The organism is Mesorhizobium sp. M0478 (assembly GCF_040321305.1).
GTDB lineage: Bacteria > Pseudomonadota > Alphaproteobacteria > Rhizobiales > Rhizobiaceae > Mesorhizobium.
Window position 1 is genome coordinate 37,856 of sequence record NZ_JAMYRH010000003.1, and the last position, 15,049, is coordinate 52,904.

The following is a 15,049-nucleotide window of genomic DNA, read 5'->3' on the forward strand; positions in this document are numbered from 1 at the left end:
GGCGTCAGAATTCAAAGCCAGTACGGAATTCGGTGCTCCGTCCTTCGATAGAGAAGATAGGCGGCGATGCTCCCCGCGCCGGCAATAATGGCGGACACGAGCACGCTCATGTAGTCGGTGCCGTCGCTCATCAGTGGAGTTCGCGCTGCATCGATGATGTAGGCGACAGGATTGTAGACCAGGAACGGAGAGCTGGTAGGGAGAACCTTTGCCGTCCAGATAATCGGCGAAAGCATGAACAGAAGCTGCATAACGGCAGCGGTGATCAGCGGAACGTCTCTGTATCGCACAGAAACAATCGCTACGATGGTCGATATCCAGGCGGCATGGGCAGCCAACAGCGCGGTTCCGACGATGAACATTGGTATGTTCAAGCCGGAGTTCGGATAGGCAATAATTAGAGTTATGAATATAATTAGCACATTGTGCATCAATATTATTATGTTCTTAGAGACACAACGAAATATGCATGAGGCCGGCGAGATCTTCGTATTTAGAAGAAGATCGTGAGATCCAATTAAAATTTCCGAACCTTCAATTATTGCTCCAGATAGAAATTGCCACAAGACTACACTCGTAGCCAAGTGATGTATGAACTCCCTTATAGGCTGCTTAAACAAGACAGCATATAGAAGCCCAACTGAAAGGGCAAATATTGCCGTGTTCAGCGTAATCCAGAAAGGCCCGAAAGTCGAATTTCGGTAACGAAGCCGTATATCAAACTGCGCGAGCCGAAGCCAAACCATTGATACACCCGACATTATGATACTTCCTTCAGTGTAACTTGCTCAGGCTTGGCAATTTCCGCGACAGGCATGAAGGCGCCGCGATATGGCGACTCGGCCGACATAAAGATAGCGACAAGCTGTTTCATCGCTTAACAGACACAATCGCTACGTCTTTCCATGCTGTCGGCTGGGCTTGCAAGATGCGGCGCACCACAAGCCCCGTCGATTGCTGCCACCCCTGTGCCTCCGATCCGAATGCGGCCGTGAATTTTTGCGTCGAAAGACGCGAATTAGCCGGGCGACGCGCTTTGGTCGGGTAGTCGCGCGCCGTAATATCCCGTACCGCAGCATACGGCCCGCCATGTGACAGGCTTGCCTCCAGAATGTGGCGAGCAAAGCCGCTCCAGTTGACGTCTCCGGCTCCGGCGAGATGGTAGATCCCATAGCCGTCGAAGCTGTCGTCGCCGCGCAACACCGCCGCCGCATGCAGGATCGCGTCGGCAATATCAAGTGCGGATGTCGGATTTCCCCATTGGTCGGCGACCACGGCGATCTCGTCGCGGTCGCCGGCCAGCCGCAGCATGGTTTTCACGAAATTCTTGCCGAACGGGCTGTAGACCCAGGCGGTGCGCAGGATCAGATGGCGCGGATTGACGGCGGCCACGGCCAGCTCGCCGGCAAGCTTGGAGGCGCCGTAGACGCCGAGCGGTGCGGTGGCGTCGGTCTCGACATAGGCGCCGTCCTTGGTGCCATCGAAGACGTAGTCGGTCGACAGATGGATTACGGGCACGCCGAGCTTCGCGGCCGCCTCGGCGACCTTGCCGGCGCCGACGGCGTTCACAGCGAAGGCAAGATCGGGCTCGTCCTCGGCCTGGTCGACGGCGGTGTAGGCGGCAGCCGACACCACGATATCCGGCCGCGCTGCCGCGAGTGCGTCGAACACCGTATCGGGCCGCGCCAGATCGAGCACTGGGCGGCCGAGGGTGACGACCTCGATGCCATCGCGCCTCTGCCCGGCCTCCAGCAGGCTGGCAGCGACCTGACCGTCGCGTCCGGTGACAACCAGCCTCACGCCGCGCCCTTCCTGCCTTCAACCTGGCCGCGCGACCGGACTTGCCCCAGCCGCTCGCCGGCGTAGCGCTGCTCGCGGATCGGTCCCCACCACCATTTGTTGTCGAGGAACCAGTCGACGGTCCTTGCAAGGCCGCTGTCGAAACTCTCCGCCGGCGCCCAACCGAGATCCCGACCGATCTTGGAGGCATCGATTGCATAGCGGCGGTCGTGGCCGGGCCGATCGGTGACGAAGCTGATCAAATCGCGGTAGCTCCTGCCGCCGCTGCGCGGACGCCTGATATCGAGCAGGCCGCAGATCGTCTCGACGACGCCAAGGTTGGTACGCTCGGAATTGCCGCCGACATTGTAACTTTCGCCGGGCTGGCCCTTTGTGGCGACCAGTTCCAGAGCACGGGCGTGATCCTCGACGAACAGCCAGTCGCGCACATTGGCGCCAGCGCCGTAGACCGGCAGCGGCTTTTCGTCGAGCGCGTTGAGGATGACCAGCGGGATCAGCTTTTCGGGGAAGTGATAAGGCCCGTAATTGTTCGAACAGTTGGAGAGCACGACCGGCAGGCCGTACGTCTCGTGCCAGGCCCGCACCAGATGGTCGGATGCGGCCTTGGAGGCGGAATAGGGCGAGGATGGCGCGTAAGGCGTCTCCTCCACGAACATGCCGCCATCGAAGGGCAGATCGCCGAACACCTCGTCGGTCGAGACATGGTGGAAGCGGAAGCGCGCCTTCCTGTCCTCGTCAAGGCCGCGCCAATATTCGAGCGCCGAATTCAGCACCCGGTAGGTGCCGACGATGTTGGTCTCGATGAAGGCGCCGGGTCCGTCGATCGAGCGGTCGACATGGCTTTCGGCGGCGAGGTTCATGACGACGTCGATCTCGTCGCGGTGGAGGATGTCGAGAACCGCCCGCTCGTCACAGATGTCGGCCTGCTCAAATTTGTAGTTGTGTGCATTCTCGATGGTGCGCAGCGAGGCCAGATTGCCGGCATAGGTGAGCTTGTCGAGATTGGTCACATGGTAGGCCGGATTGGCGCACAAATGCCGGCACACGGCCGAGCCGATGAAGCCGGCACCGCCTGTCACCAGAAAATTCATGGCGCTCTCCTCACATCGTCGCGCGTCATGCGAACACCTCGGCCTCAGCAAGCGCCGACGCCTTGAGGTCCTTGGCCGAGAGCTCGAAGGCGCCGGCCGGCGACGGCCAATCGATGCCGATATCAGGATCGTCGAAACGGATCGATCGATCATGCGCCGGCGAATAGGTGTCGGTGACCTTATACAGAACCTCGGTGTCCGGCACGAGCGTGACGAAACCGTGCGCGAAACCCTTCGGCACGAGGATCTGGTTGCCTCTCTCGGCCGATATTTCGAGCGCGACCCATTTTCCGAAGGTTTTCGAGCTGCGGCGGATGTCGACCGCCACGTCGAGAATCTTGCCTCGGATCACACGCAGCAACTTGTCCTGCGCGCGTGGAGGCAGTTGATAGTGAAGCCCCCGCACGACACCTGCGGCAGCCGAATAGGAATGATTGTCCTGGACGAAACGCAGATCGATGCCGGCCTCGGCAAAGGCCTCGGCATTCCAGGTTTCGATGAAATAACCGCGCGCATCGCCGTGCCGCTTCGGCACGATTTCCAGCACGCCGTCCAAACCGAGCTGCCTGACTTCCAGCACTCTATGTCTCCGTCAGCTCGGCGACACGCCGGCGCAGATAGGCGGCGTATTCGTTCTTGCCCAGGCGCGTGGCGCGCTCAAGCACCTTGTCGGCGGTCAGCCAGCCCTGCTCGAAAGCGATTTCTTCAGGACAGGCGACCTTGATCCCCTGGCGGTGCTCGATCGTGCGCACGAAGGAAGAGGCTTCATGCAGGCTGTCATGCGTGCCGGTGTCGAGCCAGGCATAGCCGCGGCCGAGTTGATGCACGTGCAATTTCCCGCGCTCGAGATAGACGTTGTTGACCGCCGTGATCTCGAGTTCGCCACGCCCCGAGGGCTTGATCGTCGACGCGATGTCGACGACCTCATTGTCGTAGAAATAGAGGCCGGTGACCGCCCAGTTGGACTTCGGCTCCCGCGGCTTCTCCTCGATCGTCAAAGCCGTGCCGCTGAGCTTGTCGAACGACACCACGCCGTAGCGCTGCGGGTCCTCGACATGGTAGGCGAACACCGACGCGCCGCTTTGGCGCTGCGCAGCAGTGCGGCAGAGCTGCGACAGGCCCTCGCCGAAATAGATGTTGTCGCCGAGAATCATCGACACATTATCCTTGCCGATGAAGTCGCGGCCGATGATGAAGGCCTCGGCAAGCCCGTTGGGCTGCGCCTGCTCGGCATAGGAGAATTCGACCCCGAATTCCGAACCGTCGCCCAGCAACTCCCGAAACACCGGCAAGTCGCGAGGTGTCGAAATGATCAAAATCTGGCGGATACCGGCGAGCATCAAGACGCTCAGCGGATAAAAAATCATCGGCTTGTCGTATATCGGCAGAATCTGCTTAGAGATCGCTAATGTAAGGGGATACAGACGCGTCCCGCTGCCTCCTGCAAGGATTATTCCCTTCAACAAGCTCTCCTTGAATTACCGGCCCCCGCCTCGAAATCAAGTTGCCCGTGCTTAGGTTTCGCGCAATGGCTTGTCAATTCAATCTCGGCCGTGGATCGGCGCCAGAATTGCTCCGCATCTGCAGCCTCGCGGCAATTTGACCGACCAGGCACAAGCTGACGATGCAAATGGGCGTGGCGATTTGGCAACCGGCTTGCACCATCGGCTGGCGGACGCGTGACAACAAAAAGCCGGCGGGCCCTGGGCCCGCCGGCTCATTCATTTGTCCGGTTTCAGGGCTGCTTGGGCAGCAGCGACCATACCGCCGGCACCAGGCTGGCGGCGAGCGCAACCTTGATCAGGTCGCCGAGGACGAACGGCAAAACGCCGAACTGCCACGCCTTTTCCGCGCCGATGAGGGTGGCCAGCCAGGCAAAGCCCATGGCCATCATGACGATTTCGGCGACCAGCATGGCGTTGAACAACTTGATCGGGTGGCGGTCCCAGCCGCGGTCGGCGGCCCAGCCGACAATGGCCGCCATCACGACGAAGCCGGCGAGATAACCGCCGGTGCCGCCGATCATGTAGGCGATGCCGATGCCCTTTTCAGGCGTGCTTTGGAAGACCGGGAAGCCCATGGCGCCTTCGGCCATGTAGAGAAGCAGGGTAGCGACGCCAAGCCGCAGGCCAAATGCGGTGGCGATCAGCAGGACGGCCAGCGTCTGCATCGAGATGTCGACCGGCCCGAGCACGACTTTCGTCTTGGCCGACAGGGTCAAAAGCAGCGTTCCGGCGATCGCCAGCAAAAGCTGGGTTGCCAGGCGCTGCGCGCCCTCCTGGGGCAAAGCGAGAGAAACAAGCGGGCGCATCGTCGTTGCAAGTGCCATGGTCTTCCCCAATCCGGATTGCCGCAGATCGCGGCCTTGCGTTTTTCTATATTGGCTTCCGTGTTATGCGGCAATCAGTTTTGCCGTCCTCCTGAACAGAGGTTCAACGACACCGCCATGGCGCTCAAATTCGACACCAGCTTCGATCCCGCCTATGGCCGGGGCGTCACCGTCGCGCTCGAGGTCTTGCGCGTCACCGCCAAAAACCCCAGCCCATTCACCTTTCACGGCACAAACAGCTACATTGTCGGCCGCGACACACTGGCGGTGATCGACCCGGGTCCGGATGATGAAGCGCATTTCCAGACGTTGCTGAAGGTGATCGCAAACCGGCCGGTGAGCCATATTTTCGTCAGTCACACGCATCGCGACCATTCTCCGCTGGCCGCCCGGCTGAAAGCGCGCACCGGTGCCGCCGTGCTGGCCGAAGGCCCGCACCGCCCGGCAAGGCCGCTGCGGATCGGCGAGATCAATCCGCTCGACGCCAGCGCCGACACCGGTTTCGTGCCGGATGTCACTTTGCCCGACGATACGCTGGTCGAGGGCGATGGCTGGACGATCCGGACGGTGCTGACGCCGGGCCACACCGCCAATCACGCGGCATTTGCGCTCGAAGGCACCGGCATCCTGTTTTCGGCCGACCATGTGATGGCGTGGGCGACGTCGATCGTGGCGCCGCCGGACGGCGCGATGGCCGACTACATGGCCTCGCTGGATAAATTGATCGCGCGCGGCGACCGCCTGCTGCTGCCCGGCCATGGCGGCCCGGTGAATGCGCCGCGCAGCTTCATGCGCGGGCTGAAAACTCACCGCAAGATGCGCGAACGGGCGATCCTCGAACGCATCCGGGGCGGCGACCGGACAATCCCGGACATGGTCAAGGCGATCTACAGGGACACCGACCCGCGCCTGCATGGCGCCGCCGGCCTGTCGGTGCTTGCCCATCTCGAGGACCTGGTGGCGCGCGGCCTGGTTGCTACCCAGGGTGACCCGGCCATCGACGGCGTTTTTGTGCCGGTGGGGTAGAACTACTCAGCCGGCGCCGCACCCACCTGGCCCGCAACTTCCTGATCAAGTTCGGCGAGGAACCCGACGATGCGCGCCGCATTGTCGCCGAGGTCGTAGCGGCCGTAGCGGGAGGCTGAGCGCATGTCGACGACGATCGTGTCGCCGTCATTGCTGACCCGGATGGCGACGTCGGCGGGCAGGCCGACCACGAAGCTCCGGGCAACGGCCGATATCGTTACCTCGTCCTGACCGTCGGTCACTGGATATGGCGCAGTAAGTTGCCAATCGCGGCGGTCGAGCACGGTTTCAACGGCGTCGACGACGGTTTCGAAAGGCAGATTGTAGCTATGCCCGGTGACCAGCGGATAGGCGTCGGCCTGCAGGCGCGCTTCGCCCGGCGTTGGCAGCGCGAGCACGTTCATGTCCTTGGTGCGGTCGCTGGTGTCGAGCACTGGCGGATTGTCGAGGTCCGTCGTGATGTCCCTCAGGGGCGGCGTGGTCGCCGCCAAATAGGTGGCAAAGCCGTAGGGCGTCAGCACCAGCAGCGCCAGCAGGGCGCCGACCGAGAGGTCGCGGCCGCCACGGTCACCGAAATGCCACAGCCGGGACAAAGCGAGGCCGGCAAACAGCAAAGCGAACGCGGCAAGCAAGGCGACGATCGCCAGCACCCACAGGAAGGCCGGCGTTTCGACCAGTTCGAAATGATGGCCGGCCAGCACGGTGAGCAGCAGGACCAGGGCAAAAGCGCCCGTGCGCCGCGACCAGCCGGCCGCCTTCGATGTCTGCCGCTCGTCAATTTCCATTGTCTTCAGCACCGCCCCAACCCGCACAGACGCTTAGAGCAAAGGATGCTCAAATTGAACATCCCCTGCCCTAAGGTTTTTGCCGCCGGTAGCTTGAAGGTCAAGGAAACGCACGGTCCCGGTCAATCCGTCGGCAGGCGGTAGTCGCTGAACTGCTTGCGCAAGGTGATCTTCTGGATCTTGCCGGTGGCGGTGTGCGGGATTTCACTGACGAAAGCGACGTCGTCGGGCACCCACCATTTCGGCACCTTGCCGTCCATGAACGCCAGTATATCGTCCTTGCTCGGCTCCTTGCCGGGCTTGGCGACCACGACCAGCAAGGGCCGCTCGCCCCATTTCGAATGATGGACGCCGATCGCCGCGGCCTCGGCGACATCGGGATGGCCGACGGCGAGGTTCTCCAGGTCGATGGTCGATATCCACTCGCCGCCCGACTTAATGACGTCCTTGGCGCGATCGGTGATCTGCATGTAGCCGCCGGACTCGATATGGGCGACATCGCCAGTGTCGAACCAGCCGTCCTTGTCGAACTGCTCGGCGCCGACGCCGCCATAATAGGCGCTGGCGACGGCTGGACCGCGCACCTTCAGCCGGCCGAAGGTCTTGCCGTCCCAAGGCAGTTCCTTGTCGTCGTCATCCGTCACCTTCATCTCGACCCCGAAGGGCGGGTAGCCCTGCTTGCCCTGGATATCGAGCCGGTCCTCGCCCTCGAGCGCTTGATACTGCGGCTTCATAGTGCACAGCGTGCCGAGCGGTGACATTTCGGTCATGCCCCAGGCATGGATGACTTCGACACCGTAATTGTCCTGGAATTTCCTGATGATGGCGCGCGGGCAGGACGAGCCGCCGATGACGACTTTGCTGAGATAGGGAAGCTTCTTGCCGGTCTCTTCCAGATGCTGCAGCAGCATCATCCAGACGGTCGGCACGGCGGCGCTGAAGGTCACCTTCTCGGTGTCGAGCAGCTCGTAGATCGAGGCGCCGTCCATCTTGCAACCGGGCATGACCAGCTTGGCGCCGATCATCGGCGCGCTCTGCCCAAGGCCCCAAGCATTGGCATGAAACATTGGCACGACGGGGAGGATCGTGTCCCGCGCGGAGAGGCCCATGGCGTCGGGCATGGCAGCAATCATGGCATGCAGCACATTCGAGCGGTGGCTGTAGAGCACACCTTTGGGATCGCCCGTCGTGCCGGAGGTGTAGCACATGCCGGCTGCGGTGTTTTCGCCGAAAACCTTCCAGGCGAAGTCGCCATCGGCCTCGTTCAACCAGTCCTCATAGGCAACCACATTCGGCAGCGTCGTTTCAGGCAGATGCGCCTTGTCGGTCAGGACGATCACCTTTTTCAGCGATTTGACCGCGCCGGCGATCTTTTCCAGCAGCGGCATGAAGGTCAGGTCGACGAAGATCCCTCTATCCTGCGCATTGTTCATGATCCAGACGATCTGCTCGGGGAACAAACGCGGGTTAAGCGTATGGTAGATGGCGCCGATGCCCATGATGCCGTACCAGGCCTCTATGTGGCGCGCCGTGTTCCAGGCCAGGGTCGCGATGCGGTCGCCGAGCACAAAGCCATCGCGCTCCAACCGTTGAGCGACCTTGAGGGCGCGGCGATGAACTTCAGCATAGGTGGTGCGAACGACAGGACCTTCGATCGAGCGCGAGACGATCTCGCGCGTCCCGTGCTGCCGCTCGGCATTGTCGATCAGCTTGTGGCAGAGCAGCGGCCATTCCTGCATCAGTCCGAGCATCTGGTTCCTCCCATTGCTTCCTCGTTTTTCCCGTCTTTTGTTCCATTGTGGGACGAACGGACGGATTGTCCAGTCGTCACGTCTCCAACCGTTAACGGCTGAAGCAAGCAGTGATCGAAAGGCGGGGAAAACCGCCACAATCCGGCCATCGTCGACGTTAAGGTTCGTTAACGGGGTAGGGGTGCGGATTGGCGACTGAAAGAGGTTCGCATGGACACGCAGCTCGACGACAAGCAGATCGACGGCAAGCAGATTGATTACAGGCAGATCGACGACAGGCAGCTGGATGACAGCGAGGCCCAAGACGTGCAGTTGGACGATATTCAACTCGACGACAAAGAGCTTGAAGACACGCTTGCCGCAAGTCTGGCCGATCTCGTGCCGGAGGCCAAAAAGGTCTCCGAAGACGAATTTGTCGAGGTGGTCGGCGGCGCCCTTGAAGCGGTCGGCGGCACGCTGCTGTTCAAAATGTGCGTCCAGAACGAAGGCGAAGGCCAGCATGTCGCCGCCGCATCGATCGGCGACGGCGGCAATCGCCAGTTCCTGCTGCTCACCTTGCCGACAGGCGGCGGCCCACTGAAGGTCGAGACGACGTCAAGAAGCACCAACCCGGTAGCCGGTATTGCCGCGGCCTATGCCGGCCTCATGGACGTGTTCAAGACCGCAGCCTGAGCATTCCACGCGGAATCGTTTTTAGTGATCGGAAGGCCAGCTCTGGGCTACTGGCGAAGGCTTGCGCAACGGGTTCTCCAGACACATTTTAGAGACATGGGAAGCAATCCCGCACGCTCTCAATCGGACTGTGCTCCCAATCGAACAAGGAGAACCCCGCATGGACCAGATCACCAACCCCGCCCCCGGCTTTCAGAGCAATCCCGGCAAGGTCATCACCGTCGAACCCTATCGCGGTACCGTGGTCGTGCGTGCCGGCGATACGGTGATCGCCTCATCGACGCGGGCGAAGCTTCTGTCCGAACCGCCCTACCGCCAGGCATTCTACATCCCCTTCGAAGACATCGACTTCACCCAGCTCGGCAAAACCACCCTGTCGACCCACTGCCCCTACAAGGGCGACGCCAGCTACTGGAGCGTGCTGCCGGCCGGCGAGACCGGCAAGGACGCAATGTGGGGCTATGAGCAGCCCTTCGACGAAATGGCTGAGATTCGCGACCACGGCGCCTTCTATCCCGACAGGGTGACGATCGAAGCAGCACCGGCCTGAGCAAGCGACTCAAGCCGCCGTTGCTCGCTTCGTCATCCCAGGGTCTTCGCGACGGAGCTTCGCTCCTGTTTCATCCTGGGATGACGAAGCTCAGAGGCCTCGGTTAATCTCAAACGTCGGCGACGTCAGTCCAAAGGCGATGAAACTGCCTGCCGCCGCCTGATCCTAATCAGTCGTCCCGTCGTTGCCGACACCGTCGGCGTCATCCAGCCGCACGAACATCAGCCCCTTGGCCTTCAGCGCGAGCAGACCTTGCACGACGCCCTCGCCGGCAGCGTGGGTCGGCTGGTTGATGTGGGCGATGATGACATCGCCATCCTTGGCGGCGGCGATGCGCCGGGCAGTTTCTTTTGCGCCGAGCAACGAGCCGCCATCGCCGTTGATCGAAAAGCCGGCGACCTTGAAGCCAAGCTTGCGGATCATGGCGATAGCCGACGGGCTGTATTCGGCGGTCGCGCCGCGAAACCATTTCGGCGCCGGCTCGCCGGTGCCAGCGAGAGCGGCAGCGCCCGATTCGACTTCGGCCTGCACCGCTTCCGGGCTGCCGGCGCTGCGGATGCCGTAGATCTTGCGCGGCGTGTCAACGGCCGGGATGTGATGGCCGCCATGGTTTTCCAGTTCGAACAGGTCCGGATGCGCGCGCATGATCTCGACGGCGGCGGCGTTGCGCTTCAGCCAGATACCGGTGACGAAGATCGTCGCCGGAATCCGGTTCTCCACCAGCGCCGACAGGATCCTCGTATCGGTCTGGCCGCCGCAGGCGTCGAGCGTAAGCGCGACGCGGCCGACACTGCTACCGTCCTCAGCCTTCAGATGCAGCGCCGGCTCGACAAGCGGCGCAGCCTGGGCCGAGGACACGGCCACGATAGATAGCGCCAAGGCGCAAAACAGCTTTTGCAAGGGATGCCTGTCTTGTCTGAGAATCGGCGCTGTCATAGCCGCATCCCAGGACCCGCAACAAGGCGGAAATCGGGATAGTGGCCGTGAGAAAGCTGATATCCCGACAATGTGACCGCCGCGCACCGTCAGACGGCGTGTTCCAGTTCCACATGCGTGCGTGACAGGACTTCGCGCACGGCCGCGACGACCGGTTCGACCTCGAGGCGCCAGACACAGCAGGCCTTGCTGGGATCGAGCGGATTGCACAGGCTGCCCGCCACGCAATTGCACGGCATGGATGGCTGCAAGGCGAGACTGGGCACGCCGACCGGTCCCCAGACGGTCGGGCTGGTCAGGCCGAACAGGCCGACAACCGGCGTTCCGGCCGCTGCTGCCATGTGCATGGGGCCGCTCTCATTGCCGACAAACAGCCGCGCCTGCTGCAACACCGCCAGCAGCGTTTCCAGCGACAGCGCGCCGACGAGGTTGATGATCGACGCGGCACTGGCGAGGATCTGCTCGGCCGGCTTGCGCTCGTCAGGGCCGCCGACGAGTACGAAATCCAGTCCGGTTTCGCGCGAAATCGTGTCGATCACGGCGGCAAAGCGTTCATGCTGCCAGCGCCGGCCGTGAAAACTTGCGCCGGCATGCACCGCGATAAAGCCGTTTGGCCGCAAATGGTGTTTGTCCAGCAATGCCTGGGCCCTCGCCGTCTCCATCGGCAATGGCCGAATCGACGGCACCCGCACGCGCAGGTCGACGCCGAGCGGCTCGAGCGGCGAAAGGTAGCGGTAGAGATAGTGACGTTCGCCAAAACCGAACGGCTCAGCAAAGACATTGGCGGGCTGGCGCTCATGCCAGCGCAGCGGCCTTTCCGGAGGATTGTAGCCGATGCGGGTGCTGGCGTTGAGGAACCTGACGATGAGCCGCGATGTCTTTGAATCGGTGAGGTCGATGGTCAGGTCGAAACGGAATTGGCGCAGCTTGCTGATCATAGAATAGAGCTCGCGCCCACGCTCCAGCGGGGTGCCGCGCATGGCGGCGCGGCGGAAGCTGACGACCTCGGCGGCGATGCCGTGCGCGGTGACGAAACTGGCGAGGCGCGCCTCGCAGAGAAAGACGATCCTGACACCGGGATATTCGAGCTGCAGGTTCTTGGCGAGCGTGGAGGACAGAACAATATCGCCGATGAACTTGGTCTGGATAATCAGGATCGAGCGGAAGGGTCTGGGCGAAATCTGTAACATCTTTTCTCGGCACCGGCGGGTTGGGGGGCCGTGAAATTGGGAAGAAACGATGTCGGGATTGCGTGTTGGGGCGCGCACATCAGCGTGAATTTGCTTACAAAATCGTAAGCTTAGCGCCAAACGGCCACCCAGGGGTGGCCGTTTCATCGATACCGAAAGGACTGTGTCGAAATCAGGATGCCGCGGCGCTCTTTTTGGGGCGCGGCACTGCTGTTTTGGCAATCTGCACCGCGGCTTGGGCTGCGGCCAATCTTGCGATCGGCACGCGGTAGGGAGAGCACGAGACATAGTCGAGGCCGACCTCTTCGCAGAAGCGGATCGAGGCCGGATCGCCGCCATGTTCGCCGCATATGCCGAGCTTGATGTCGGGCCGCGTCGCCCTGCCCTTCTCGGCAGCCATGCGCACCAGTTCGCCGACGCCCTCGATGTCGAGCGAGACGAACGGGTCCTGCTCGATGATACCTTTCTGCCGATAGGTCTCGAGGAAGGATGCTGCGTCGTCGCGCGAGATGCCGAAAGTGGTCTGGGTGAGATCGTTGGTGCCGAAGGAGAAGAACTCGGCCGTAGCGGCGATGACGTGGGCGCGGATCGCCGCGCGCGGAAGCTCGATCATCGTGCCGGTGAGATAGTCGATCTTGACGCCGGTCTCGTCCATGACAGCCTTGGCGACCGCATCGATGCGCGCCTTGACGTAGTCGAGCTCCTTCACCAGGCCGACCAGCGGCACCATGATCTCGGGAACGACCAGCGCGCCGGCTTTCTTGCCGGCCTCGACGGCTGCCTCGAAAATGGCGCGCGCCTGCATCTCGGCAATCTCGGGATAGGAGACGGCGAGACGGCAGCCGCGATGGCCGAGCATCGGGTTGAACTCATGCAGGGCTTCTGTGCGCTGCCTGAGCTTGTCGGGCGAGACGTTCATGGCGGCGGCGACCTCCGCCACCTCCGCTTCCGTCTTGGGCAGGAATTCGTGCAGCGGCGGATCGAGCAGCCGGATCGTCACCGGCAGGCCGGCCATGATCTCGAACAGTTCGAGGAAATCCGAGCGCTGCATCGGCAACAGCTTGGCAAGCGCGGTGCGGCGGTCCTTCTCGGTATCGGCCAGGATCATCTCGCGCATGGCGACGATACGCTCGCCGTCGAAGAACATGTGCTCGGTGCGGCAGAGGCCGATGCCTTCGGCGCCGAAGGAGCGCGCCATGCGCGCATCGAGCGGCGTCTCGGCATTGGTGCGCACCTTCATGCGGCGCACCGCATCGGCCCATTCCATGATGGCGGCGAAATCGCCCGACAGTTCCGGCTGCAGCATCGACACGGCGCCCTTCAGCACCTGGCCGTTGCTACCATCGATGGTGATGATGTCGCCCTTGCGGAAGGTCTGGCCCATCGACATCAGCGTGCCGGCCTTGTAGTCGACACGCAGCGAGCCGGCGCCCGAAACGCAAGGCTTGCCCATGCCGCGCGCGACCACGGCGGCGTGGCTGGTCATGCCGCCGCGCGTGGTCAGGATGCCTTCTGAAGCATGCATGCCGTGAATGTCTTCGGGGCTGGTTTCGATGCGCACCAGGATTGCCTTGCGACCTTGCGTCTTCAGATCCTCGGCATCGGCGGACGAGAAGACGATCTCGCCGGTCGCGGCGCCCGGAGAAGCCGGCAGGCCGACGCCGATGACATCGCGCGCGGCCTTGGGGTCGATGGTAGGATGCAACAGCTGATCGAGCGAGGCGGGATCGATGCGGGCGACCGCCTCCTCCGTCGTGATCAGCTTGTCGCGCGCCATTTCGACGGCAATCTTCAGCGCCGCCTTGGCGGTGCGCTTGCCGGAACGCGTCTGCAGCATCCACAATTTGCCGCGCTCGATGGTGAATTCGAGATCCTGCATGTCGCGGTAGTGCTGTTCCAGGCGGTCGGAGATGTCGACGAAGGACCGGAACGCGTCCGGCATCAGTTTCTGCAGCGACGGCTTGTCGGAGCCGGCGGCGATGCGCGCCGCCTCGGTGATGTTTTGCGGCGTGCGGATGCCGGCTACGACATCCTCGCCCTGCGCGTTCACCAGGAATTCGCCATAGAGCATCTTTTCGCCGGTCGAGGGGTTGCGCGTGAAGGCGACGCCGGTGGCCGACGTCTCGCCCATGTTGCCGAATACCATGGCCTGGACATTGACCGCCGTGCCCCAGCTTTCCGGGATGTCGTGTAGGCGCCGGTAGGTGATGGCGCGGTTGTTCATCCAGCTGGAAAACACCGCGCCGATCGCCCCCCACAGCTGCTCGTGCGGGTCCTGCGGAAACGGCTTGTCGAGTTCCTCCTCGACCTTGGCCTTGTAAAGGGCGATGACGCTCTGCCATTCCTGCGCTGTCAGTTCGGTGTCGAGCTCGTGGCCGAGGCTCGCCTTCTGGTCCTCCAGGATTTCCTCGAACACTTCGTGGTCGAGACCCATGACGACATCGGAATACATCTGAATGAAGCGGCGGTAGCTGTCATAGGCAAAGCGGGCATCGCCGGAATCGGCTGCCAACGCCTCGACCGTCTCGTCATTGAGGCCGAGATTGAGCACGGTGTCCATCATGCCCGGCATCGAGGCCCTGGCCCCGGAGCGGACCGAGACCAGAAGCAGCTTCGACGGATCGCCGAAACGGCGCCCCGTCAGCTGCCCGATATGGTCCAGCGCCTTGACGACATCGGCCTGCAACGCGGCCGGATAGCTGTTGCCGTTGGCGTAATAGGCGTTGCAGACTTCGGTGGTGAGGGTGAAGCCCGGCGGCACGGGCAGGCCAAGACTGCACATCTCGGCCAGATTGGCGCCTTTGCCGCCGAGAAGGTTGCGGTCGCCCGCACGTCCCTCCGCGGCGCCATCGCCGAAGGTGTAGACCCATTTGGTCATGCTCGCCCTCCAAGTCCTCGGAAGATAGAACACCGGGGCCA

Annotated in this window: 14 protein-coding genes; 3 read left to right on the plus strand and 11 right to left on the minus strand. The window is 62.5% G+C overall.

All coding sequences use genetic code 11. From position 1 onward, the window contains the following. Positions 1 to 11 precede the first annotated feature (11 nt). From NKI64_RS08080 to NKI64_RS08105, 6 genes are all read right to left on the minus strand, one after another. Positions 12 to 761 (minus strand): ABC transporter permease, encoded by a 750-nt coding sequence (locus tag NKI64_RS08080; protein WP_352667461.1) that lies wholly within the window; start codon positions 759 to 761, stop codon positions 12 to 14. A gap of 109 nt (positions 762 to 870) precedes the next feature. Further along, positions 871 to 1,800, minus strand: coding sequence for a dTDP-4-dehydrorhamnose reductase (gene rfbD, locus NKI64_RS08085; protein ID WP_023687181.1), 930 nt, complete (start codon positions 1,798 to 1,800; stop codon positions 871 to 873). Beyond that, positions 1,797 to 2,891, minus strand: a complete 1,095-nt coding sequence (rfbB, locus tag NKI64_RS08090) for a dTDP-glucose 4,6-dehydratase (RefSeq protein WP_352667465.1) — start codon at positions 2,889 to 2,891, stop codon at positions 1,797 to 1,799. The genes rfbD and rfbB overlap by 4 nt, the downstream gene beginning before the upstream one ends. A gap of 25 nt (positions 2,892 to 2,916) precedes the next feature. Continuing rightward, positions 2,917 to 3,471, minus strand: coding sequence for a dTDP-4-dehydrorhamnose 3,5-epimerase (rfbC, locus tag NKI64_RS08095; protein WP_023687179.1), 555 nt, complete (start codon positions 3,469 to 3,471; stop codon positions 2,917 to 2,919). A gap of 1 nt (position 3,472) precedes the next feature. Next, positions 3,473 to 4,354 (minus strand): glucose-1-phosphate thymidylyltransferase RfbA, encoded by an 882-nt coding sequence (gene rfbA, locus NKI64_RS08100; RefSeq protein WP_352667468.1) that lies wholly within the window; start codon positions 4,352 to 4,354, stop codon positions 3,473 to 3,475. A gap of 272 nt (positions 4,355 to 4,626) precedes the next feature. Next, the gene (locus tag NKI64_RS08105; RefSeq protein WP_023684601.1) at positions 4,627 to 5,220 is read right to left on the minus strand and encodes a biotin transporter BioY; all 594 of its coding nucleotides are present in this window, start codon (positions 5,218 to 5,220) and stop codon (positions 4,627 to 4,629) included. A gap of 117 nt (positions 5,221 to 5,337) precedes the next feature. Here NKI64_RS08105 and NKI64_RS08110 point away from each other — a divergent pair, with 117 nt between their 5' ends. Beyond that, positions 5,338 to 6,246: an MBL fold metallo-hydrolase gene (locus NKI64_RS08110; RefSeq protein ID WP_352667471.1), complete on the plus strand. Its 909-nt coding sequence runs from the start codon at positions 5,338 to 5,340 to the stop codon at positions 6,244 to 6,246. A 2-nt stretch (positions 6,247 to 6,248) separates the two neighbouring features. Here the strand turns inward: NKI64_RS08110 and NKI64_RS08115 are convergent, their stop codons facing one another. Next, the gene (locus tag NKI64_RS08115; protein ID WP_023684603.1) at positions 6,249 to 7,031 is read right to left on the minus strand and encodes a DUF1499 domain-containing protein; all 783 of its coding nucleotides are present in this window, start codon (positions 7,029 to 7,031) and stop codon (positions 6,249 to 6,251) included. Positions 7,032 to 7,153: 122 nt separating this feature from the next. Then, on the minus strand, positions 7,154 to 8,782 hold the full coding sequence (locus NKI64_RS08120; protein ID WP_352667474.1) for a fatty-acid--CoA ligase: 1,629 nt from the start codon (positions 8,780 to 8,782) through the stop codon (positions 7,154 to 7,156). 312 nt (positions 8,783 to 9,094) lie between these two features. On the opposite strand from NKI64_RS08120, the gene NKI64_RS08125 reads away from it, so the two are divergent. Together NKI64_RS08125 and NKI64_RS08130 are read left to right on the plus strand one after the other, a co-directional pair. Then, entirely contained in the window at positions 9,095 to 9,454 is a 360-nt protein-coding gene (locus tag NKI64_RS08125) for a hypothetical protein (RefSeq protein WP_023670697.1), read from the plus strand. 160 nt (positions 9,455 to 9,614) lie between these two features. After that, positions 9,615 to 10,004 (plus strand): DUF427 domain-containing protein, encoded by a 390-nt coding sequence (locus NKI64_RS08130; protein WP_352667477.1) that lies wholly within the window; start codon positions 9,615 to 9,617, stop codon positions 10,002 to 10,004. Between the two features lie 165 nt (positions 10,005 to 10,169). On the opposite strand, the gene NKI64_RS08135 is transcribed toward NKI64_RS08130, so the two are convergent. From NKI64_RS08135 to ppdK, 3 genes are all read right to left on the minus strand, one after another. After that, positions 10,170 to 10,940: a polysaccharide deacetylase family protein gene (locus NKI64_RS08135; RefSeq protein ID WP_050485822.1), complete on the minus strand. Its 771-nt coding sequence runs from the start codon at positions 10,938 to 10,940 to the stop codon at positions 10,170 to 10,172. An 89-nt stretch (positions 10,941 to 11,029) separates the two neighbouring features. Next, positions 11,030 to 12,130 carry a glycosyltransferase family 9 protein gene (locus NKI64_RS08140; protein ID WP_352667480.1) on the minus strand — a complete coding sequence of 367 codons (1,101 nt, stop codon included), beginning with the start codon at positions 12,128 to 12,130 and terminating at the stop codon, positions 11,030 to 11,032. Positions 12,131 to 12,302: 172 nt separating this feature from the next. Further along, the gene (gene ppdK / locus NKI64_RS08145) at positions 12,303 to 15,008 is read right to left on the minus strand and encodes a pyruvate, phosphate dikinase (RefSeq protein ID WP_023830279.1); all 2,706 of its coding nucleotides are present in this window, start codon (positions 15,006 to 15,008) and stop codon (positions 12,303 to 12,305) included. Between the last annotated feature and the right edge of the window lie 41 nt (positions 15,009 to 15,049).

What these genes read in the sequence shown, in the direction of transcription:
- NKI64_RS08110 (WP_352667471.1), top strand. Translation starts at nt 5,338, where the DNA reads ATGGCGCTCAAATTCGACACCAGCTTCGATCCCGCCTATGGCCGGGGC.
- NKI64_RS08135 (WP_050485822.1), bottom strand. Translation starts at nt 10,940, where the DNA reads ATGACAGCGCCGATTCTCAGACAAGACAGGCATCCCTTGCAAAAGCTG.
- NKI64_RS08140 (WP_352667480.1), bottom strand. Translation starts at nt 12,130, where the DNA reads ATGTTACAGATTTCGCCCAGACCCTTCCGCTCGATCCTGATTATCCAG.
- NKI64_RS08115 (WP_023684603.1), bottom strand. Translation starts at nt 7,031, where the DNA reads ATGGAAATTGACGAGCGGCAGACATCGAAGGCGGCCGGCTGGTCGCGG.
- rfbB (WP_352667465.1), bottom strand. Translation starts at nt 2,891, where the DNA reads ATGAATTTTCTGGTGACAGGCGGTGCCGGCTTCATCGGCTCGGCCGTG.
- NKI64_RS08120 (WP_352667474.1), bottom strand. Translation starts at nt 8,782, where the DNA reads ATGCTCGGACTGATGCAGGAATGGCCGCTGCTCTGCCACAAGCTGATC.
- ppdK (WP_023830279.1), bottom strand. Translation starts at nt 15,008, where the DNA reads ATGACCAAATGGGTCTACACCTTCGGCGATGGCGCCGCGGAGGGACGT.
- NKI64_RS08105 (WP_023684601.1), bottom strand. Translation starts at nt 5,220, where the DNA reads ATGGCACTTGCAACGACGATGCGCCCGCTTGTTTCTCTCGCTTTGCCC.
- NKI64_RS08080 (WP_352667461.1), bottom strand. Translation starts at nt 761, where the DNA reads ATGTCGGGTGTATCAATGGTTTGGCTTCGGCTCGCGCAGTTTGATATA.
- NKI64_RS08130 (WP_352667477.1), top strand. Translation starts at nt 9,615, where the DNA reads ATGGACCAGATCACCAACCCCGCCCCCGGCTTTCAGAGCAATCCCGGC.